15 protein-coding genes and 1 other RNA gene are annotated in these 21,102 nt (G+C 35.1%); 4 read left to right on the top strand and 12 right to left on the bottom strand.

What is annotated here, in order from left to right; genetic code table 11:
- Window positions 1-559 precede the first annotated feature (559 nt).
- From EQ921_RS11420 to ffs, 8 genes are all read right to left on the bottom strand, one after another.
- A complete protein-coding gene (locus tag EQ921_RS11420; RefSeq protein WP_128331742.1) occupies window positions 560-6,031 on the bottom strand; it encodes a T9SS type B sorting domain-containing protein in 5,472 nt (1,823 codons plus the stop codon).
- 305 nt (window positions 6,032-6,336) lie between these two features.
- The gene (rpmH, locus tag EQ921_RS11415; protein ID WP_128151872.1) at window positions 6,337-6,492 is read right to left on the bottom strand and encodes a 50S ribosomal protein L34; all 156 of its coding nucleotides are present in this window, start codon (window positions 6,490-6,492) and stop codon (window positions 6,337-6,339) included.
- Window positions 6,493-6,775: 283 nt separating this feature from the next.
- Entirely contained in the window at window positions 6,776-7,786 is a 1,011-nt protein-coding gene (gap, locus tag EQ921_RS11410) for a type I glyceraldehyde-3-phosphate dehydrogenase (RefSeq protein ID WP_128151870.1), read from the bottom strand.
- Between the two features lie 43 nt (window positions 7,787-7,829).
- A complete protein-coding gene (gene pfkA / locus EQ921_RS11405) occupies window positions 7,830-8,822 on the bottom strand; it encodes a 6-phosphofructokinase (RefSeq protein WP_128151868.1) in 993 nt (330 codons plus the stop codon).
- 393 nt (window positions 8,823-9,215) lie between these two features.
- Window positions 9,216-10,610: a class II fumarate hydratase gene (fumC, locus tag EQ921_RS11400; protein WP_128331741.1), complete on the bottom strand. Its 1,395-nt coding sequence runs from the start codon at window positions 10,608-10,610 to the stop codon at window positions 9,216-9,218.
- Between the two features lie 112 nt (window positions 10,611-10,722).
- Entirely contained in the window at window positions 10,723-12,573 is a 1,851-nt protein-coding gene (gene yidC, locus EQ921_RS11395; protein ID WP_128331740.1) for a membrane protein insertase YidC, read from the bottom strand.
- The gene (locus tag EQ921_RS11390) at window positions 12,560-14,209 is read right to left on the bottom strand and encodes a CTP synthase (protein ID WP_128151861.1); all 1,650 of its coding nucleotides are present in this window, start codon (window positions 14,207-14,209) and stop codon (window positions 12,560-12,562) included. The genes yidC and EQ921_RS11390 overlap by 14 nt, the downstream gene beginning before the upstream one ends.
- Before the next feature lie 69 nt (window positions 14,210-14,278).
- An RNA gene (gene ffs, locus EQ921_RS11385) (signal recognition particle sRNA small type) lies at window positions 14,279-14,376 on the bottom strand.
- A gap of 263 nt (window positions 14,377-14,639) precedes the next feature.
- Between ffs and EQ921_RS11380 the strand changes: the two genes are divergently transcribed.
- Both EQ921_RS11380 and EQ921_RS11375 read left to right on the top strand, forming a co-directional pair.
- Complete coding sequence (locus EQ921_RS11380) at window positions 14,640-15,083, top strand: GreA/GreB family elongation factor (protein ID WP_228427605.1); 444 nt, start codon at window positions 14,640-14,642, stop codon at window positions 15,081-15,083.
- 26 nt (window positions 15,084-15,109) lie between these two features.
- Window positions 15,110-15,730 carry a hypothetical protein gene (locus EQ921_RS11375; protein ID WP_128331739.1) on the top strand — a complete coding sequence of 207 codons (621 nt, stop codon included), beginning with the start codon at window positions 15,110-15,112 and terminating at the stop codon, window positions 15,728-15,730.
- 44 nt (window positions 15,731-15,774) lie between these two features.
- Here EQ921_RS11375 and miaA read toward each other — a convergent pair whose 3' ends face one another.
- From miaA to EQ921_RS11355, 4 genes are all read right to left on the bottom strand, one after another.
- On the bottom strand, window positions 15,775-16,707 hold the full coding sequence (gene miaA / locus EQ921_RS11370) for a tRNA (adenosine(37)-N6)-dimethylallyltransferase MiaA (protein ID WP_128331738.1): 933 nt from the start codon (window positions 16,705-16,707) through the stop codon (window positions 15,775-15,777).
- Window positions 16,685-16,996, bottom strand: a complete 312-nt coding sequence (locus EQ921_RS11365) for a YkvA family protein (protein ID WP_128331737.1) — start codon at window positions 16,994-16,996, stop codon at window positions 16,685-16,687. Before EQ921_RS11365 ends, miaA begins: the two co-directional genes overlap by 23 nt.
- Before the next feature lie 35 nt (window positions 16,997-17,031).
- On the bottom strand, window positions 17,032-17,217 hold the full coding sequence (locus EQ921_RS11360; RefSeq protein WP_128151853.1) for a hypothetical protein: 186 nt from the start codon (window positions 17,215-17,217) through the stop codon (window positions 17,032-17,034).
- 415 nt (window positions 17,218-17,632) lie between these two features.
- Window positions 17,633-18,730 (bottom strand): nitronate monooxygenase family protein, encoded by a 1,098-nt coding sequence (locus EQ921_RS11355; RefSeq protein WP_128331736.1) that lies wholly within the window; start codon window positions 18,728-18,730, stop codon window positions 17,633-17,635.
- A 218-nt stretch (window positions 18,731-18,948) separates the two neighbouring features.
- Here EQ921_RS11355 and folE point away from each other — a divergent pair, with 218 nt between their 5' ends.
- The gene (gene folE / locus EQ921_RS11350) at window positions 18,949-19,617 is read left to right on the top strand and encodes a GTP cyclohydrolase I FolE (protein ID WP_128151849.1); all 669 of its coding nucleotides are present in this window, start codon (window positions 18,949-18,951) and stop codon (window positions 19,615-19,617) included.
- Between the two features lie 3 nt (window positions 19,618-19,620).
- Window positions 19,621-21,099, top strand: coding sequence for a cysteine--tRNA ligase (gene cysS / locus EQ921_RS11345; RefSeq protein ID WP_128331735.1), 1,479 nt, complete (start codon window positions 19,621-19,623; stop codon window positions 21,097-21,099).
- Window positions 21,100-21,102: the final 3 nt, after the last annotated feature.

The raw sequence follows: 21,102 nt of genomic DNA, 5'->3' as shown, positions 1-21,102 counted from the left end.
CTTCGCTACTTTCGTTATCTCAGTAATTCCGGATTGCGAGTGCAAAGATACAGACTTTTTCTTATCCTCCAAATATTTCTGTACTTTTTTTTGACTTTTTTTAACCCCAAACCTATAACTCGCTATTAAACAATTAGATAAATTATTAACTTTTTCTAACCTTTTTTTTTCCAATTCTCTCACTTCTTCTATTTCCCAATGTTAACACGATTTTATTTCTTTATCCTCCTCCTCTATTTTTAATCATCTATTCTATGATATACTTAATTCTCCCCCCCCTTTTTAATTGGGATGTCGTTCTGCAATATCTATAGTTGTACAAAAACTAATATTTAAATTAATGGTTAAATCATACGAACGGGTTCTTATATTCGAGCGGGCGTCAAAATCATTTGACGCCCGCTCATAATTTCGACTTATATCTATTAATACTTATTTTACTATTATTCTCATCGCATTTTTTTAATACTCTTTATATATATACCTAATTATATAAAAATACCCTGATATAACATATCAGGGTGTGAATATTGCTTATTGTTTTTAAAGCATACTATAATTATCTAATCGAATCATGGTTTCTAATAGCAATCCACCCGGTCAGTCTTCTTCCATCGGTAAGATCTAAAATATACCAGTAACTGGAACTCGGAAGGTTCCTGCCTAAATATTTGCCATCCCAGATGAATTCTTTATCAATTTTCTGTTTTAAAAGAAGTTTTCCGTATCTGTCAAAAATAGTGATACTGCTACCTGAATATATTTCTAGTCCTTTAATGTGCCAGACATCATTGATTCCATCTCCATTCGGTGTAATGATATTGGGGATATACAGTATACTGAAAACTAATGGGCCATTTATACAACCTAAAGCATTTCTTACGTATGCATGGTATATTTTAGGCTTTAATCCTGTAAAAAACGGAGAACTTTGCCAATTGATTAAATCCAGACTATATTCCAATGGGGCTTTTCCTATGGCATATACTTCTACATCATTTCCGTTAATCTTAATTTCTTTGATTTGTGGAGTTTCATAGTAGTTGATCTGAATTGAAGAAGAGGAAGAGCAACCGTTTTTATTAGTAACGGTAACCTTATAAATTCCTGCCTGGTTTACTTCTATGCTTTGGGTAGTGGCTCCGGTACTCCAAAGGTAGGTGCTGCCTGCATTGCCTGCATCTAAAGTGGTAGAGCTTCCCTGGCAGATACTTCGGTCGGCTCCTAAGTTGACTACCGGTAACGCATTAACTGTTATTTTTACAGAACCCTTTCCCTGACAGCCGTTGGCATCGGTAACTACCACACTGTAGGTTCCTGCCTGGGTAACTTCTATGCTTTGGGTAGTGACTCCGGTACTCCAAAGGTAAGTGCTGCCTGCATTGCCGGCATCTAAAGTGGTAGAGCTTCCCTGGCAGATACTTCGGTCGGCTCCTAAGTTTACTACCGGAAGTTGATTTACTGTTATTTTTACTGAACCGCTTCCCTGACAGCCGTTGGCATCGGTTACCACCACACTGTAGGTTCCTGCCTGGTTTACTTCTATGCTTTGGGTAGTGGCTCCGGTACTCCAAAGGTAGGTGCTGCCTGCATTGCCGGCATCTAAAGTGGTAGAGCTTCCCTGGCAGATACTTCGGTCGGCTCCTAAGTTTACTACCGGAAGTTGATTTACTGTTATTTTTACTGAACCGCTTCCCTGACAGCCGTTGGCATCGGTTACCACCACACTGTAGGTTCCTGCCTGGGTGACTTCTATGTTACGGGTAGTGGCTCCGGTACTCCAAAGGTAGGTGCTACCTGGATTGCCGGCATCTAAAGTGGTAGAGCTTCCCTGGCAAATGCTTCGGTCGGCTCCTAAGTTGACTACCGGAAGTGGATTTACTGTAATTTTAATTTCATCGCTTCCCTGACAGCCGTTGGCATCGGTAACCACCACACTGTAGGTTCCTGCCTGGTTTACTTCTATGCTTTGGGTGGTGGCTCCGGTACTCCAAAGGTAGGTGCTGCCTGCATTGCCTGCATCTAAAGTGGTAGAGCTTCCCTGGCAGATACTTCGGTCGGCTCCTAAGTTTACTACCGGAAGTGGATTTACTGTTATTTTTACTGAACCGCTTCCCTGACAGCCGTTGGCATCGGTTACCACCACACTGTAGGTTCCTGCCTGGTTTACTTCTATGCTTTGGGTAGTGGCTCCGGTACTCCAAAGGTAGCTGCTGCCTGTATTGCCGGCATCTAATACCGTTGTACTTCCTTGGCAAATGCTTCGGTCGGTTCCTAAGTTCACTACCGGTAACGCATTAACTGTTACTTTTACTGAACCGCTTCCCTGACAGCCGTTGGCATCGGTTACCACCACACTGTAGGTTCCTGCCTGGGTAACTTCTATGCTTTGGGTGGTGGCTCCGGTACTCCAAAGGTAAGTGCTGCCTGTATTGCCGGCATCTAATGCCGTTGTACTTCCCTGGCAAATGCTTCGGTCGGTTCCTAAGTTCACTACCGGTAACGCATTAACTGTTACTTTTATTGAACCTTTTCCCTGACAGCCGTTGGCATCGGTTACCACCACACTGTAGGTTCCTGCCTGGTTTACTTCTATGCTCTGGGTGGTGGCTCCGGTACTCCAAAGGTAAGTGCTGCCTGTATTGCCGGCATATAAAGTGGTAGAGCTTCCCTGGCAAATGCTTCGGTCAGCTCCTAAATCTACGCTGAGTTGTGGATTTACTGTAATTTTAATTTCATCGCTTCCCTGACAGCCGTTGGCATCGGTTACCACCACACTGTAGGTTCCTGCCTGGGTAACTTCTATGCTTTGGGTAGTGGCTCCGGTACTCCAAAGGTAGGTGCTGCCTGCATTGCCGGCATCTAAAGTGGTAGAGCTTCCCTGGCAAATGCTTCGGTCGGCTCCTAAGTTGACGACCGGAAGTGGATTTACTGTAATTTTAATTTCATCGCTTCCCTGACAGCTGTTGGCATCGGTTACCACCACACTGTAGGTTCCTGCCTGGTTTACTTCTATGCTTTGGGTGGTGGCTCCGGTACTCCAAAGGTAGGTGCTGCCTGCATTGCCTGCATCTAAAGTGGTAGAGCTTCCCTGGCAGATACTTCGGTCGGCTCCTAAGTTTACTACCGGAAGTGGATTTACTGTTATTTTTACTGAACCGCTTCCCTGACAGCCGTTGGCATCGGTTACCACCACACTGTAGGTTCCTGCCTGGTTTACTTCTATGCTTTGGGTAGTGGCTCCGGTACTCCAAAGGTAGCTGCTGCCTGTATTGCCGGCATCTAATACCGTTGTACTTCCTTGGCAAATGCTTCGGTCGGTTCCTAAGTTCACTACCGGTAACGCATTAACTGTTACTTTTACTGAACCGCTTCCCTGACAGCCGTTGGCATCGGTTACCACCACACTGTAGGTTCCTGCCTGGGTAACTTCTATGCTTTGGGTGGTGGCTCCGGTACTCCAAAGGTAAGTGCTGCCTGTATTGCCGGCATCTAATGCCGTTGTACTTCCCTGGCAAATGCTTCGGTCGGTTCCTAAGTTCACTACCGGTAACGCATTAACTGTTACTTTTATTGAACCTTTTCCCTGACAGCCGTTGGCATCGGTTACCACCACACTGTAGGTTCCTGCCTGGTTTACTTCTATGCTCTGGGTGGTGGCTCCGGTACTCCAAAGGTAAGTGCTGCCTGTATTGCCGGCATATAAAGTGGTAGAGCTTCCCTGGCAAATGCTTCGGTCAGCTCCTAAATCTACGCTGAGTTGTGGATTTACTGTAATTTTAATTTCATCGCTTCCCTGACAGCCGTTGGCATCGGTTACCACCACACCGTAGGTTCCTGCCTGGGTAACTTCTATGCTTTGGGTGGTGGCTCCGGTACTCCAAAGGTAAGTGCTGCCTGCATTGCCGGCATCTAAAGTGGTAGAGCTTCCCTGGCAGATACTTCGGTCGGCTCCTAAATCTACGCTGAGTTGTGGGTTTATACTTATCTTAATTTCATCGCTTCCCTGACAGCCGTTGGTATCGGTTACCACCACACTGTAGGTTCCTGCCTGGGTAACTTCTATGCTTTGGGTAGTGGCTCCGGTACTCCAAAGGTAGGTGCTGCCTGTATTGCCGGTATCTAATACCGTTGTACTTCCCTGACAAATGCTTCGGTCGGCTCCTAAGTTTACTACCGGTAACGCATTAACTGTTATTTTAATTTCATCTCTTCCCTGACAGCTGTTGGCATCGGTAACTACCACACTGTAGGTTCCTGCCTGGGTGACTTCTATGCTTTGGGTAGTGGCACCGGTACTCCAAAGGTAGGTGCTGCCTGGATTGCCGGCATCTAATACCGTTGTACTTCCTTGGCAAATGCTTCGGTCAGCTCCTAAGTTCACTACCGGTAACGCATTAACTGTTACTTTTACTGAACCGCTTCCCTGACAGCCGTTGGTATCGGTTACCACCACACTGTAGGTTCCTGCCTGGGTAACTTCTATGCTTTGGGTAGTGGCTCCGGTACTCCAAAGGTAGGTGCTGCCTGTATTGCCGGCATCTAATACCGTTGTACTTCCTTGGCAAATGCTTCGGTCAGCTCCTAAGTTTACTACCGGTAACGCATTAACTGTTACTTTTACTGAACCGCTTCCCTGACAGCCGTTGGTATCGGTTACCACCACACTGTAGGTTCCTGCCTGGGTAACTTCTATGCTCCGGGTAGTGGCTCCGGTACTCCAAAGGTAGGTGCTGCCTGCATTTCCGGCATCTAAAGTGGTAGAGCTTCCCTGGCAAATACTTCGGTCGGCTCCTAAGTTGACTATTAAACCTTTCTGTATAGTTACCTGTTTACTCACCGATGATTCACAATTTTGAGGGGACTTAACCAACACTTTATAAATTCCTGATTCATTAACAATAATACTGCTATTTGAACCAGACATTGTACTGCCGTCAGGCATTGTCCAAATTATAGTATGATCTTTTGGCTGAATACCTATATTTAATGTAGCTGAACCATTGGGACATGAAGGATATATAATTTCTAAACTGATAGGCTTCATTACTGGTTGAATAGTTACCTGATTAGATTTACTTGTATATTGTTCATCTGTAAAAAATTCATCAAAATAAGTTGCCACAGCTTCTGGAGAGGTTACCAGTTTTTCGCAATTCAGTATTTTGACTTTAAAAGAAATTACAGTGTTTCCTCCTTTTGCAATTTTATCTAATTTATAGTTCAAGTTTGTTCCTGTAATATAAGCTTTATCATTGTCGTTAGCATCTGTTTGGGCCAATCCATCTACAATTAGGGAACCAGCCTGATACACTGTCCCTTCTGGTATTTTATCAGTAACTAATGTTTGTTCTGTCGAAGTTCCACCTACATTTTTCACATCTATTGTAATTGTAATCACATCTCCGTTGGTAACGACTGTGGATGATGCACTCTTTGTTAATGTTAACTCCGAAGTATATGAAAAACGAACATCATCTAAAAAATTACCAACAGTAGGATTACCTCCAGCAGCACTTATACTTGCAAACATAAAATATGAATTGGTTTGTCCGAAAGGAACTGTATAAGTTCCTTTATACAATTTCCAAGATCTTCCTGTTGATATTTTATCTTGTACGACCACATAAGAATTTAAAGAACTTCCTATTCGCAATTCCATTTCATCAGTTCCTCTTCTTCCTCTGTGATATAATGACCATCGCATTTTTTTTCCGGGTTCTGTATTTAACACCTGATATAAGGTAGAAACCATATTAGCGTTAAGCTCTGCATGTTGCTTTCCCTCAACTGAATAAACAACTTCACTTGAGACACCTCCTAATGTCCATATCTCTATCATTTTATCTCCAGCTGTCGTCAACCAACCAGGAACTGAATTCTGATGTAGAAAATGAACGTCTAATGAATTGAAAGACGGACTTTCAAATCCTCCATTTACTAAAGATATATCTCTTTGAGAATATAATTGTTTAGAAGTTAAGAGCGCTAAAAGTAGTATGAGAAAGAATAAACGTGATGATATCTGCATATTAGTAAATTAATTTTACGCCTACAAATATATCCAATTATTTTAATGGGAATTAAATATTTATATATATATTATTTATATAAATAATGTATCATAAAATACACAATAAAAGATTTAAAAAAAATAAATTTATATTTAATAAACAAAAAACAAATTCAACTAAGAAAATATTTTATAAAACATACATAAAAAGTGTAATTAGCTTTTTAACGCATAAGCAATGAAAAAACTCAAAAATATTAAAACAAAAAAAATCGCTAAAAATTAATTTAGCGATTTTACTTATTAGATATGTTCTAAGCAAGTTATCTTTTAGCTCTAATAGCGCTAACAGTTAATTGCTTTCTGCCCTTTGATCTTCGTCTTGCTAAGACTTTTCTTCCATTAGCTGTCGCCATTCTTTCACGGAAGCCGTGTTTGTTTCTTCTCTTACGTTCTGAAGGTTGAAATGTACGTTTCATTGTTATATTATCTTATATCTTTAATTTCAGTTATATTCTCTTTGAGGGTGCAAAGATAGTATTTATTTTTTATAATCCTACTTTAAATTGTTTTTTTATTATTGAATTACTACAATATTTTATGGGTGATAAAATAAGCTTAGCTCAAAAACACTAAGAATTCATTTTTCAACTCATATTTAAGAACTTATTATAAATAGTGACGAACTAGCTGAAGATATAAAACAGTTAAAGCCATCTTTTAAAGACGGCTTTAACAAATATCAACGATTTAATAAATTGACTATCCGTTTATTTTAGCCATTCTGGAAATTAATTCAACCACTTTAGTTGAGTATCCCCATTCATTATCGTACCAGCTAACCACTTTAACAAAAGTAGGGCTTAACTGAATACCTGCTTTAACGTCAAAGATGGAAGTTCTAGGATCAGAAATAAAGTCTGAAGAAACTACTTCATCTTCTGTATAACCTAAAATTCCTTTTAATTCACCTTCTGAAGCTTCTTTCATTGCTTTGCAAATATCTTCGTAAGAAGTTTCTTTAGCTAAACGTACAGTTATATCAACTACAGATACATCTAAAGTTGGAACTCTGAAAGCCATACCTGTAAGTTTACCGTTTAACTCAGGAATTACTTTTCCTACTGCTTTTGCAGCTCCTGTTGATGAAGGGATAATATTTCCGGCAGCTGCACGTCCACCTCTCCAGTCTTTAACTGAAGGTCCGTCAACTGTTTTTTGAGTTGCAGTTGTTGCATGCACAGTTGTCATTAAACCTTCAACGATACCAAATTTATCATTTAAAACTTTAGCTACAGGAGCTAAACAGTTTGTTGTACAAGATGCATTAGATACGAATTGAGTTCCTTTTACGTATGAGCTATCATTAACTCCACAAACGAACATAGGAGTATCATCTTTAGAAGGAGCAGACATAACTACGTATTTTGCACCTGCATCAATGTGACCTTGTGCTTTATCTTTAGATAAAAATAGCCCTGTAGATTCAACAACATACTCAGCTTCTACTTCATTCCATTTTAAATCCGCAGGATTTCTTTCTGCAGTTACTCTTATAGCTTTACCGTTAACAACTAATTTACCGTCTTTAACTTCAACGCTTCCTTTAAATTGTCCGTGTATTGTATCGTATTTTAGCATATAAGCCATATACTCAACGTCTATAAGGTCATTAATTCCAACTATTTCAATATTATCATTGTCTTGTGCTGCACGAAATACTAATCGGCCAATACGACCGAAACCATTAATACCAACTTTAATTTTTGACATAATACTTATTTTTAATTGTTATTTAAATTATTTTAAAAAATGATTACATAGATAAGATGTTAGCTACTTTAATCAGCTCTTTATCTATTTCATTATGTTTTTTTATTGCTTCTTCGATAGGGGTAAATACTACTTTATTTGATTGCATTCCTGCCATAACATTGGATTTACCTGCCATTAAACCTTCAACAGCAGCAACTCCTAACCTAGATGCTAATACCCTGTCTGCTACCGTAGGGGAACCACCTCTCTGTATATGTCCTAAGACGGTTACTCTGACATCAAATTCCGGATATTTCATTTTAGTAAACTTAGCAAGATCATAAACTCCACCTAATTTTTCCCCTTCAGCTACTACAATGATGCTTGAGATTTTGCCCTTTTTTTTAGCATTATCAAAGGCAGAAAATAAATCTTCGATGCTATCTTTTTCTTCTGGTATCAGAATATCAAGAGCTCCGGTTGCAATACCACTATTTAATGCTATAAAGCCTGCATCTCTACCCATTACTTCTACAAAGAAAACCCGATTATGAGATGTTGCTGTATCTCTTATTTTATCTATAGCTTCAACTACAGTATTTAATGCGGTATCGTAACCTAAGGTGAAATCAGTACCAAAAATATCGTTATCAATAGTTCCTGGTATTCCTATGAATGGTATTCCTTGTTCTTTCTGTAAAGTCATACCTCCGGTAAAGGAACCATCACCTCCGATAACAACCAAAGCATCAATATTATATTTTTTCACTGTTTGAGCTGCCTTTGCTCTACCTTCGGGAGTTCTGAATTCATCGGAACGTGCCGATTTTAATTCGGTACCTCCTCTGTTGATTAAGTTTCTTACTGAGCGTGGTCCTAAATCAACAACATGCCCATTTATTAATCCATCATATCCCATTCTTATTCCACTACATTGAATTTCGTAGTAATTACAAGTTCTTACCACTGATCTGATAGCGGCATTCATTCCCGGAGAATCTCCTCCTGAAGTTAACACTCCTATTTTCTTTATTTTGCTAGTGTTGTTAGACATATTTTATATCAATTTTTCCATGCAAATATACTAATCATTTATGGATTTAACAGTACTAAATACGGCATTCCTGTTAAAACATATATCATATTTTTTAGTTTTATTACTAAATTTAATTTTTTTAATTTTGTAGTTAAAACTTCCTGTGTTCAATCCTTGATTTTATAAAACTGAATTTCAAATATTTCAAGCTTTTTATTGCAGTTAATTTAAATTTTTAATTGTATACTTATTTATCTTTTATATTTTAAGATAAAAAATATTTTTTTCTTGAATCTGATATAATATTTCAAAAACAATACCAATACTTATCATAAATAATAGATTACACGAACATTAACATTAAATTAATAATTCAAAAAGTAAAAAGAGGAATTAATTCCCCTTTTTATTTTATTTCATACTTCCTACCATATCTTCCGGTCTTACCCATTCGTCAAATTGTTCTGCTGTTACCAGCCCCAGATTGACGGCTTCTTCTTTTAACGTTGTACCATTTTTATGTGCAGTTTTAGCAATTTTAGCTGCATTTTCATATCCTATATGGGTATTTAATGCTGTAACCAACATTAATGAATTATTTACTAATTCTTTTATTCTTGAATCATTAGGTTCTATTCCAACAGCGCAATGTTCATTAAATGATAAACATGCGTCTCCTAAAAGTTGGGCTGACTGAAGAAAATTATAGGCCATTACTGGTTTGAAAACATTTAGCTCGTAATTTCCCTGGGTACCTGAAAAAGAAATTGCTGTATCATTTCCTAAAACTTGTGCACAAACCATAGTCATAGCTTCGTTTTGAGTTGGATTTACTTTTCCAGGCATAATTGAAGATCCAGGTTCATTTTCAGGTATGAATATTTCACCAATACCACTTCGCGGGCCAGATGCCATCAGACGTATATCCTGTGCTATTTTAAATAAACTTACTGCTAATTGTTTTAATGCACCATGTGTTTCAACAATAGCATCGTGTGATGCCAAAGCTTCAAATTTATTTGGAGCAGTCACAAAGGGCAATCCTATAAATGAAGAAATATATTCCGCTACTTTAGTATCGTATCCCTGCGGAGTATTTAATCCTGTTCCAACAGCTGTTCCTCCTAATGCTAATTCCGATAAATGTGACAATGTATGTTTGATTGCCTTTATCGCATAATCAAGTTGCGCCACATAACCTGAAAATTCCTGACCTAAAGTTAAAGGAGTAGCATCCATCAGGTGTGTACGACCAATTTTAACAATATTTTTGAATTGTAATGATTTTTCGTGAAGAGTATTTCTCAATTCTTCTACCGCTGGAAGTGTATGAGATACTACTTTTTTGTAGGCTGCTATATGCATAGCAGTCGGGTAAGTATCGTTGGATGATTGCGATTTGTTAACATCGTCATTGGGGTGTATAGGACTTTTATCTCCTAATTTTCCACCTTTAAGTACTAACGCTCTATTAGATATAACTTCATTAACATTCATATTGGATTGTGTTCCTGATCCTGTTTGCCATATTACTAAAGGAAATTGATCAGCAAGCTGACCTAATAATATCTCATCACAAACTGTAGCTATCAAATCCCTTTTTTCTACAGGAAGTACTCCTAATTCTGCATTGGTAAAAGCTGCTGCTTTTTTTAAATATGCAAACGCTTCAATAATTTCATGAGGCATTGAACCTTCGGGACCAATTTTAAAATTGTTTCTGGATCTTTCTGTTTGTGCACCCCAATATTTATCTGCAGGAACTTTTACTTCCCCCATTGTATCTTTTTCAATACGATATTCCATAGTTTTAATATTTTTTAAAATTCACTATTGAAAGTTACGTATTTTTTAAGTTAATACAAAAAACAAAGCAGTCTAATTTAGACTGCTTCTAATTAAATTTATGATATGTTTTTTATTTCTTGTTTTTGCTTTGCTTGTTTTTCTGTTCCTGTATTTGTTTTTGCTGTTGTTGTGCCTGTTCCATCATGTCCTGCATTTTCTGCTGCCATCTACTCTTTTTCTTAACAGGCTTTGTTTTATTCTCCTGCATTTTTGCATGAATTTTATCTTCATTGATCATAAAGTTTTTAATGAGAAGAATTAAAAGTATATTAATTGCATTGGACACCAAATAATACCAAGACAAACCTGAAGCATATGAATTTAACCAGAAAATAAACATTACAGGCATTAAGTACATCATAAATCTCATATCCGGCATTCCTTCCTGAGTCGGAGCCTGCATAGTTGATGTAGACATTTTGGTATATATAAGTAATACTACACAATACAAAATAGTGAACAAACTGATGTGATTTCCGTAAAAACTGGATAAAAGAGGAATATGGGTTGTCCATTCGTATATAGAATCGTATGCTGTTAAATCATCTGCCCATAGGAACGATTGACCTCTAAGTGCTATATTGTTCGGGAAAAACCTGAATAATGAATAAAATATTGGAATCTGAATTAAAGCGGGCAAACATCCGGCTAACGGATTAACTCCTGCTTTTCTATAGAGATCCATGGTTTCTTTTTGCTTTTTTAATGGATCTGCATTTTTGTTTTTTTCATTTAATTCGTCAATATCCGGTTTTAATATCCTCATTTTAGCTCCCTGTATGTATTGCTTATACATTATAGGGGAGGTTACTAATTTTACAACTATGGTCATCAGGAATATAATCCACCCTGCAGCTATTCCAAATTGGGCTAAGAATTTATATATCCACAAATAGAATATACATAACCATTTCATCCATCCGAAGGGTATGTTATATTCGAATTGTTTACTTTGTCCGGAATCCGTTTTATAGGACTTTAATAAATCATAATCTAAAGGAAGGAAATTCCACGTATAATTTTGATTTATTTCTCCTTTCTCAACAGGAATTATACTTGAAAATACAAAATTTTTCAAATAAACAGGATCGTCTTTTTCTGATTCCTGAGTTCCTTTGGAGTTTTTAAATCCTTGTTGGGATTCTAATATGGTTGCAAAAAACTGTTGTTTTACACTTATCCAGTCCAATTTGTCCTTGGCTTCTTCAAATCCGTTGGTATCATAATCAGTTTGTGAATGATTATTTAAACTATACCTGTACTCGGTATATATAGTTTCCTGTGATTTTCCTTTTTCAAGTGCCAAGGCATTTTGCTGCCAATTTAAAGATACATGCTTAGCTGAAGTAATCTTTGTAAGATCTTTAGTTTCTACTGAAAAATCAAGTGAGTATTTCCCTTTCAGCTGATATATAAATTTTATAAAGGCTCCATTTTCTAAATTTGCTGTAAATACGGTTGCCGTATCATTTTTTTCAGGTGCAAATATCAGATCTCTGGTATTAATAATTTTTCCTGCTTTATCTTTAAATGAAATGTTAAAATCTGAATTTTCAGAATTTACCAGAATCAGATCTTTTTTATGGGATTTACTGTCTTTATCGTAGGATGTCCATTTAGTAAGCTTTACCTCTCTTAACTGAGCTCCCTGAGTACTTACTTTAACTTCTAAATCTTTATTAGTAAAAGGAATTAGTTCGATTTTTGATTGAGAAGTTGAATCGAATTTTACAGGTTGAGGGGTAACTGTTTTTGTATCAGAAGCTGTTTTTTCAGCTTTTTCGGCTATCTGTTCTTCTTTTTGTGCTGTAGCAATTTGATTTTTTTGCTGTTTATTTGAATATACTAAAAAACCTATTAAAATTACTCCTATCAGAATAAAACCAATAAGCTGGTTTTTGTCAAATTTATTTTGTTGCATTCTTAATCTTATTTTTTATTTGATAGTTTTGTGCTGCATTTACAAGAGCTATGAATAACGGATGCGGTGTTGCTACCGTACTTTTGTATTCCGGATGGTATTGAACCCCTATGTAAAAAGGATGATCTTTTACCTGAATTACTTCTACAAGACCGGTGTCAGGGTTAAACCCTATAGCTTCCAGACCATTTTTTTCAAAGTCTTCCAGATATTCACTGTTGAATTCGTATCTGTGACGATGTCTTTCTTTTATTTCGTTGGTGTGATATATTTTTTCGATGGCAGAACCTTCTTTTAATTTACAAGCCCAAGCGCCTAATCTCATAGTACCTCCCTTGGTTGTAATATTTTTTTGCTCTTCCATAAGACAAATAACCGGATATGAAGTTTGAGAATTGAATTCGACACTATCAGCATCTTTATATCCTAACACATTTCTTGCAAATTCTATTACTGCTATCTGCATTCCTAAACAAATTCCCAATAACGGAATTTTATTTACTCTAACGTATTGACAAGCGGATATTTTCCCTTCGATTGCTCTGTCACCAAAACCTGGTGCTACAATTACTCCATCTACTCCTTTCAAATACTCTGAAACGTTTTCGCTTGTAACATCTCCGCTGTATACCCAGCGAATATTCACTTTTGTTTCCGTATTGGCTCCTGCATGTATTAATGCTTCAACTATGGATTTATAAGAATCTTGTAAAGAAACGTATTTGCCCACTAAAGCTATTTCTATAGTATTCTTAGGATTTTTATATTTTTTCAGGAAGTCATTCCATTGTGTTAAATCAGGTTTGTTATCTTCTGAAGGTAACCCTAATTCTTTTAAAACTAAGGCATCAAAATTTTGTTTCTGAAGATATAGGGGCACTTCATAGATAGTTGGAAGATCTTTACTCTCAATGACATTATCTATGTTGAGGTTACAGAAAAGAGCGAGTTTAGAACGTACTGCTTTCGGTATATGATGTTCGGTACGACATACTAAAAAATTAGTTTGTACTCCATTTTCCATGAGTTGTCGAACCGAATGTTGAGAAGGCTTGGTTTTAAGCTCTCCACTTGCTGCCAAATAAGGAACTAAAGTTAAGTGGATTACAATTGAATTCTGATATCCTAACTCCCATCTTAACTGACGTACTGTTTCTATATAAGGTAATGATTCAATATCTCCGACAGTTCCTCCAATTTCAGTTATTATGATATCAAAATCTCCTTTTTTCCCAAGAATTTTAATTCTTCTTTTAATTTCATTTGTGATATGAGGAATAACCTGAACTGTTTTACCCAAAAAATCACCTTTCCGCTCTTTTTCAATAACGGTCTGATATATTTTACCTGTAGTAACGTTATTATTTTTACTTGTAGGGCTATTAAGGAAACGTTCATAATGCCCTAAATCAAGGTCTGTTTCCGCACCGTCTTCAGTAACATAACATTCTCCATGCTCATAAGGATTTAATGTACCCGGATCAATATTAATATAGGGATCTAATTTTTGAATAGTCACTCTATATCCCCTTGCTTTTAAAAGCATTCCTAAAGAAGCAGCTACAATTCCTTTTCCGAGAGAAGACGTTACACCTCCGGTAACAAAAATATATTTGGGAGAAGATTGGTCAGACATAGTATTATTATAAATTTAGAATATATTAGTTCAATTTTAGTTCGGGTCAATTCAGTCAGCACCAATAAAAAATGGCAAGCTACCTGCATCACACCGCTACAACCGTTTACCTTTGCTGCGTTCCCGCCCTGGAGGATTCACAGGAGCTGGTTGTGCAGGACTTGCCGGTGCAAAAGTATAACTTTTTATAAAATTTACAAAAAAATTAGCAGTATTTTAAATTATATTTTTCTAATCTCCTGTTTTTAGTTATTTAACAACAGGATTAATTATTTATGTAATAGGTAAAATAATAAATCTAATTCATTGAATTTCAAAAATTAAAAATCTTCATATCTTATTATTTACTTTTTATTTCTCATAACTTATAAATGAAACAGTTTCTTGTGTATTATTCTTATTTAGTAATTTAGCGTTTTAATTTTGTATTATGATAAACAAACAGGAAATTATTTCCTTGTTAAAAGATATTATTGACAACAAAGTAATTAAATTTCAAAAACTTATTTTCGAAACCCGTGAATCTAATACTGATACTAAGAGCAGTATGGGTGATAAGTATGAAACATCTCGTGAAATGCTTCAACAAGAAATAAATTTATTACAGAAACAGTTATCTGAGGTTTTAGGTCAACAGGAAATAATTCGTAAGCTTACTGATGCTACTAATTCTAAAGTATCATTGGGTGCTTTGGTTTATACTTCTCTCGGATTGTTTTATATTTCATGCGGAATAGGTGTATTCGAAATGAGAGATAAAAGAATCATCGGAATTTCAATTACATCTCCTTTAGCTAAGGCTATGTTGGGTAAGATTAAGAATGATACTTTTGTTTTAAATAATAAATCTGAAGTTATTATAGATATTTATTAAGTATTTAGTCTTTGATTTTGATAAATATGGAATATTTAAAAACGCTTTTTTTTGATACCTGTCATACTTTTACAAAGAATGATAAATTAGTTACTACTCTTTGGGTAGAAATTATAACAAAATACTCTTCCCCCAAAAGGCATTATCATACTTTAACCCATGTTAATCATTTAATAAAAGAACTCTCAGAGGTAAAAAATCAATTTTCAGACTGGCCTATAGTTGTACTTTCTGCTTTTTATCACGATTTCATCTATGACACTCTTCGAAAAAATAATGAAGAGAAGAGTGCCAATGCTGCACGGAAAAAACTTATTCTGTTAGGTTGCTCTCCTGAGAAAATAATTAACTGCTATAATTTGATTTTAGCCACTCAACATCATAATGATAAAGGTAATAATGAAATAAATTATTTTACAGATGCTGATCTTGCCATTTTAGGATCTAATGAACATCTCTACCTTGATTATGCAAAAAGTATCAGAAAGGAATATTTTATTTATCCTGACATTGTTTATAATTCAGGTAGAAAAAAAGTCATTACCCACTTTCTTGAAATGAGTTCCATATTTAAAACTGAACATTTTAAGTTGAAATATGAAATTCAAGCACGTATAAATCTGAAAAATGAACTTATAAATTATTAATTTCTATTTTGATAAATGCTAAGAGTAAGTATAAATTTTTGTAGTTACAGCTTACATTGCTCTAAAACAAAATCTATAATCGATTCGGTTTCGTCATATTCAAACCAATGTACCGAATTGTCTCTTCTGTACCATGTTAGCTGTCTTTTAGCATATCTCCGCGAATTTTTTTTGATTTCCTCAATTGCTTTTTCCAGTGACAATACTCCGTCAAGAAAATCAAATAATTCTCTATATCCAACCGTTAACAAAGCGTTGGTATTTCTGTACGGCAACAATTCTCGCACCTCTTCAAGTAATCCTTGTTGCATCATTTTATCTACCCTTTGATTAATTCTATCATATATAATTTCTCTGGGAGCTGTCAAACCTATTTTTATACTTGTAAAATTCCGGGATTTTTTGTTGTTTTTCCGAAAGGCACTATAAGGTTTTCCAGTCTGTTCGTATACTTCTAAAGCTCTTATAATACGGGAAGGATTATGTACATCAACCTGATAGTAATATTCAGGATCTACCTTAAGCAATTTTTCCTGAAGATATTCTATACCTTTTGACTCTAGCTCCTCAATCAGCGAAGCTTTGATCTTAGAATCTGCATGCGGAAATTCATCCAGACCTTCATTAACAGCTTTTTCATAAAGTCCGGAACCTCCTACCATAACAACTTGATTATAATTCTGGAAAAGGTTTGTGATTTTTGTTATTGCTTCTTTTTCGTATTCTCCTACTGAATACTCCTGCAAAATTGATAAGTTACCTATGAAATGATGAGGCACTGCGTTTAATTCTTCTTTGGTGGGAAAGGCTGTACCTATTTTCATTTCTTTATAAAACTGACGGCTGTCACAAGAAATAATTTCAGTATTTAAATGTTGTGCTATGTCAATAGAAAGACGAGTCTTACCGATAGCGGTAGGACCTATAACTGAAAATAAAATTTTAGATTTGTCACTATTTGATAACGAAGACTGCATTCTTTTGTTTTTCCCATTCCCGGAACTTATCTACTTCTTTGAAAAGCTTTGACATAGCAAAAAAAGCAATCGTAATGTCATCAAGTATTCCTATACCAACAAAAAAACCAGGGATTAAATCTATAGGTGAAATTATATAAATGATTAGAAACGTAAAGATAAATATGTTCTTTATTCCCGGCTTATAATTCCCGGATAATGAAGTTTTTAACATCCTGAATAAATCAGGGAATTTTGATACAAATTTTTTATTACCCATAAGAATTCCCAACAACATTTTTACTTTCATCTACTTAAGTTTTATTATTTTTTGTTTTATAAATTTTAGTCTCTTCCACATTTACAATTAGTGCCTCCACATCCATTTTTTTTCGTTAAAAAGGTTTCTCTGAATAATTTTACAATATACCATACAGCTAAGATCAGAGACAAAGCAATAAATGCATATTGAAAAACGGGATATGCATATTGGTTAAAAGTATCATGTATATACTGTGTGTACTTACTCATGACTTAATTTATTTAGAAATATTCTATGCAAAGATACATCTTTATTTCCACTTCTAACTATTTTAAAGTCATAACTTAAAGCTTTTAGAATACGGATAAATCCAAATTAATTACAAAAATTTTATTTTTATATCTAATTAAATATAAAGACTTTTCCTTTGAAAAAAATATCTATTTATAAAAAAATAGTTACGTAAACTAAATGTATATTTCATGTACCTTTTTTCCTAAATTTTATTTATAAAATATTGTAAATCATTTGTATGTAAAATAATGTGCGTTGGTAGGGTTCTTTTATTTAATCTTTTGTTCCTCAATGCTGATTAAGTTGAATAGCTCCGGGTAAATAGTAATATTAAAACTTCCATTTATACTTTGTAAATTTATTGATTTTGTTAGAAAAAAATTCTGTTTTTTATTCATTATTAATAATTGACTTTTTAATATTTTCTGTTTGCTGAATCAATTCTTCAATAATTTGCGTGGTAGAATTCCCTGAGAAAGAATTAAGTGATTGTCCTGTCCAAATACTTACAAAGTCCGTGTTTTTATAGGATTTCGCAATTTTTTTCAACTCGGAGGTCAATTTATATTGATACGGATAAGGTAATATAAACTCCGTATTTTGTATTGTATCAATAAAAATATTTCTTATACCTCTTGCATATTTTCCAGAAAAACTTTTCGTCAAGATAACATCCTTTTCTTTAACACTTCTTAATCTTGCTTTTTCAGCTTCATTTAATGAACTTTCAACTGAACCTAAAAGTAAACTTCCAATCTGAAAACCTTGTGCTCCAAGAATCTTCGAGGCTAATAAAGTATTTGCATTATAAATACCTCCAGCATAAATAAGAGGAACATTCACATGATCATATACTTGTGAAAGCAAAGATAACCCTCCTATTTTTGGAATATCATCTAGAATATCTTCATTAACAAAACTCCCTCTATGTCCACCTGCTTCTATTCCTTGAACACAAATTATGTCAATACCTAAATTTTCTAGTATTTTTGCTTCCTCAACTGAGGTACAGGTACCTATTAAAAAAGTTTCGTTAACTTTTAGTTTTTCTATACTTTGTTTATCCAGCTTACCAAATGTAAAACTTAAAATTTTACAATTTTCACCAATTATTGCATCTATTTGATCCTGATAATCTGTAAATTGAAGATCTTCTAATTCCGGTAATACAAAATCAATTGAATGTTGATATGCCAATTTTTGAATAAACTGTTTTGCATTTTTATATTTGATTTTTAATTCATCAGTAATCGGAGGTATATTATTAACGAAAATATTAACCGCAAAAGGCTTATTAGTCATCTTCTTGGTTTTTCGGATTATTTCCACACACTTTTCTGCTGATAAATCTCCCAAAGGTAGTACGCCTAATATATTTGCTTTTGCTGAAGCCACTACCATTTCAGGAGTAGCTACTCCAAACATGGGTGCTTGAATAATCGGATAATCAATACCTAATAATTGAGTAATTTTATTCTCCCATCTCATTTTTAATTCAAATTTTAGATGATCAAAAATACAAAATTTTATCCCATACATTACTATTGAAATATTTTTAACATTAATTTAATAACGCTTGCTTTTTTCATATTATCATTGTAATTACTCAATTTACACACATTGAAAAATTTTTAAACAACAAATGCATCTTGTGTTCTTCCTCTATAAAAAAAAACTTATTTTTGTAGAAATTTAGAGGTTTTATAATGTTTAGTAAAGAAGACGAAGAACTAGATCATCCTTCTCATACGGAGTATACTCCTATTAGAGAGGATGCTTTTGCAATTTCACCGGAAAAAAAACAAGAACTGATTCAGAAACATTTTGCTGAAATCATGAATATCCTTGGACTGGATATGAATGATGACAGTTTAAGGGATACTCCTAAGCGTGTGGCTAAAATGTACGTTAATGAAATATTCGGAGGGTTACTTCCTGAAAATAAACCTTCGGTTTCAACTTTTGAAAATAACTATAAGTACAGACAAATGCTTATAGAAAAAGACATTACCGTATATTCTACCTGCGAGCATCATTTCCTGCCTATAATTGGGAAAGCACATGTTGCTTACATTTCTAACGGCACTGTCATAGGATTATCTAAAATTAACCGTATTGTTAATTATTATGCCCGCCGCCCTCAGGTTCAGGAGCGTCTTACAAGACAAATAGTAGAAGCTATCAAGGAAGCTCTGAATACAAAAGATGTTGCCTGCGTTATCGATGCTAAGCATTTGTGTGTTAACTCCAGAGGTATTCAGGATTATAATAGCAGTACTGTAACTGCTGAGCTAAGCGGTATGTTTAGAAACAACCCAACAACAAGAAAAGAATTTTTACATTATATTGGAATCGACTCCCATTTTAAAATTTAGAAAATGCGTACATTTAAAGACAATCAGATTAAACTTTATAATTCTTTACACGGAAAAAAAGAAGACTTTATTCCGCTACATGAAGGTTTTATCGGTATGTATGTCTGCGGTCCTACCGTGTACAATAATGTACATTTAGGTAATTGCCGCACATTTTTGTCTTTTGATGTGATAAACCGCTATTTTCGCCATTTAGGTTATAAAGTACGTTATGTTCGTAATATAACCGATGCCGGTCATTTAACGGATGATAATTCTGAAGATAAAATTTCAACCCGTGCGCGTCTTGAACGTATTGAACCTATGGAGGTGGTTCAAAAATATACTTTAAATTTTCATAAAGTTCTTGAACAGCTTAATTTATTACCTCCGGATATAGAGCCTACTGCAACCGGACATATTGTTGAACAAATTGAACTGATTAAAGAACTTCTTACCAAAGGTCTTGCTTACGTTGCTAACGGATCGGTTTATTTTGATGTTACAAAATATAATGATGAAGGAGGAAACTATGGAGAGTTAAGTGGCAGACGAATTGAAGATATGATTGCTAATACAAGGGATTTGGACGGACAGGGTGAAAAGAAAAATCCGCAGGATTTTGCTCTTTGGAAAAAGGCATCCCCCGAACATATTATGAGATGGCCTTCTCCCTGGAGCGATGGCTTCCCCGGATGGCATCTTGAATGTACTGCTATGAGCACTAAATATTTAGGAAAACAATTTGATATTCATGGTGGAGGTATGGATTTAAAATTTCCTCATCACGAATGTGAAATAGCACAAGCCAAAGGAAGTTATGGTGAGGAACCTGTAAAATATTGGCTTCATGCTAATATGCTTACTTTAAACGGTCAGAAAATGAGTAAATCTACGGGTAATACCATTCTTCCAGAAGAACTGATTTCCGGAAATAATTCTTTTTTTGAAAAACCCATCCACCCTATTGTTGTTCGATTTTTCTTTTTACAGGCTCACTACCGCAGTATTCTGGACTTATCTAATGAGGCTGTTATGGCTGCTGAAAAAGGTTTTTTCCGCTTAGCTTCTGCAATTGAAAAACTTCCTTTAATTACTCCCGGCTCAACTTCCAGCTTTAATATTCAAGAATGGATAGATAATTGTTATGAGGCTATGAATGATGATTTTAATACACCTATTTTAATTTCTCATTTATTTGATGCGGCTAAGCTTATTAATAATCTGGATTTAAAGAATGAAACTTTATCAGCGCAGGATTTGGAACTATTTCAAAAGACTGTTCATTCTTATTTTTACGATATATTAGGACTGGAACTTCTTTCCGATAGTTTCAATGATACCAGTAAACTGGATAGTGCTATGAAAGTACTTATAGATTTAAGAAACAAGGCCCGATTGGAGAAAGACTGGCCTTTGTCCGATGAAATCAGAGATCGATTATCAGAATCGGGGATTATTCTTAAAGACGGAAAAGAAGGTACAACTTACGATATTGAATAATCT

Origin of the sequence: Apibacter sp. HY039 (genome assembly GCF_004023655.1) — a bacterium.
Lineage (GTDB): Bacteria > Bacteroidota > Bacteroidia > Flavobacteriales > Weeksellaceae > Apibacter > Apibacter raozihei.
This window is presented reverse-complemented; position numbering and strand designations above follow the sequence as displayed.

What these genes read in the sequence shown, in the direction of transcription:
- EQ921_RS11420 (WP_128331742.1), bottom strand. Translation starts at nt 6,031, where the DNA reads ATGCAGATATCATCACGTTTATTCTTTCTCATACTACTTTTAGCGCTC.
- rpmH (WP_128151872.1), bottom strand. Translation starts at nt 6,492, where the DNA reads ATGAAACGTACATTTCAACCTTCAGAACGTAAGAGAAGAAACAAACAC.
- gap (WP_128151870.1), bottom strand. Translation starts at nt 7,786, where the DNA reads ATGTCAAAAATTAAAGTTGGTATTAATGGTTTCGGTCGTATTGGCCGA.
- pfkA (WP_128151868.1), bottom strand. Translation starts at nt 8,822, where the DNA reads ATGTCTAACAACACTAGCAAAATAAAGAAAATAGGAGTGTTAACTTCA.
- fumC (WP_128331741.1), bottom strand. Translation starts at nt 10,610, where the DNA reads ATGGAATATCGTATTGAAAAAGATACAATGGGGGAAGTAAAAGTTCCT.
- yidC (WP_128331740.1), bottom strand. Translation starts at nt 12,573, where the DNA reads ATGCAACAAAATAAATTTGACAAAAACCAGCTTATTGGTTTTATTCTG.
- EQ921_RS11390 (WP_128151861.1), bottom strand. Translation starts at nt 14,209, where the DNA reads ATGTCTGACCAATCTTCTCCCAAATATATTTTTGTTACCGGAGGTGTA.
- EQ921_RS11380 (WP_228427605.1), top strand. Translation starts at nt 14,640, where the DNA reads ATGATAAACAAACAGGAAATTATTTCCTTGTTAAAAGATATTATTGAC.
- EQ921_RS11375 (WP_128331739.1), top strand. Translation starts at nt 15,110, where the DNA reads ATGGAATATTTAAAAACGCTTTTTTTTGATACCTGTCATACTTTTACA.
- miaA (WP_128331738.1), bottom strand. Translation starts at nt 16,707, where the DNA reads ATGCAGTCTTCGTTATCAAATAGTGACAAATCTAAAATTTTATTTTCA.
- EQ921_RS11365 (WP_128331737.1), bottom strand. Translation starts at nt 16,996, where the DNA reads ATGAAAGTAAAAATGTTGTTGGGAATTCTTATGGGTAATAAAAAATTT.
- EQ921_RS11360 (WP_128151853.1), bottom strand. Translation starts at nt 17,217, where the DNA reads ATGAGTAAGTACACACAGTATATACATGATACTTTTAACCAATATGCA.
- EQ921_RS11355 (WP_128331736.1), bottom strand. Translation starts at nt 18,730, where the DNA reads ATGAGATGGGAGAATAAAATTACTCAATTATTAGGTATTGATTATCCG.
- folE (WP_128151849.1), top strand. Translation starts at nt 18,949, where the DNA reads ATGTTTAGTAAAGAAGACGAAGAACTAGATCATCCTTCTCATACGGAG.
- cysS (WP_128331735.1), top strand. Translation starts at nt 19,621, where the DNA reads ATGCGTACATTTAAAGACAATCAGATTAAACTTTATAATTCTTTACAC.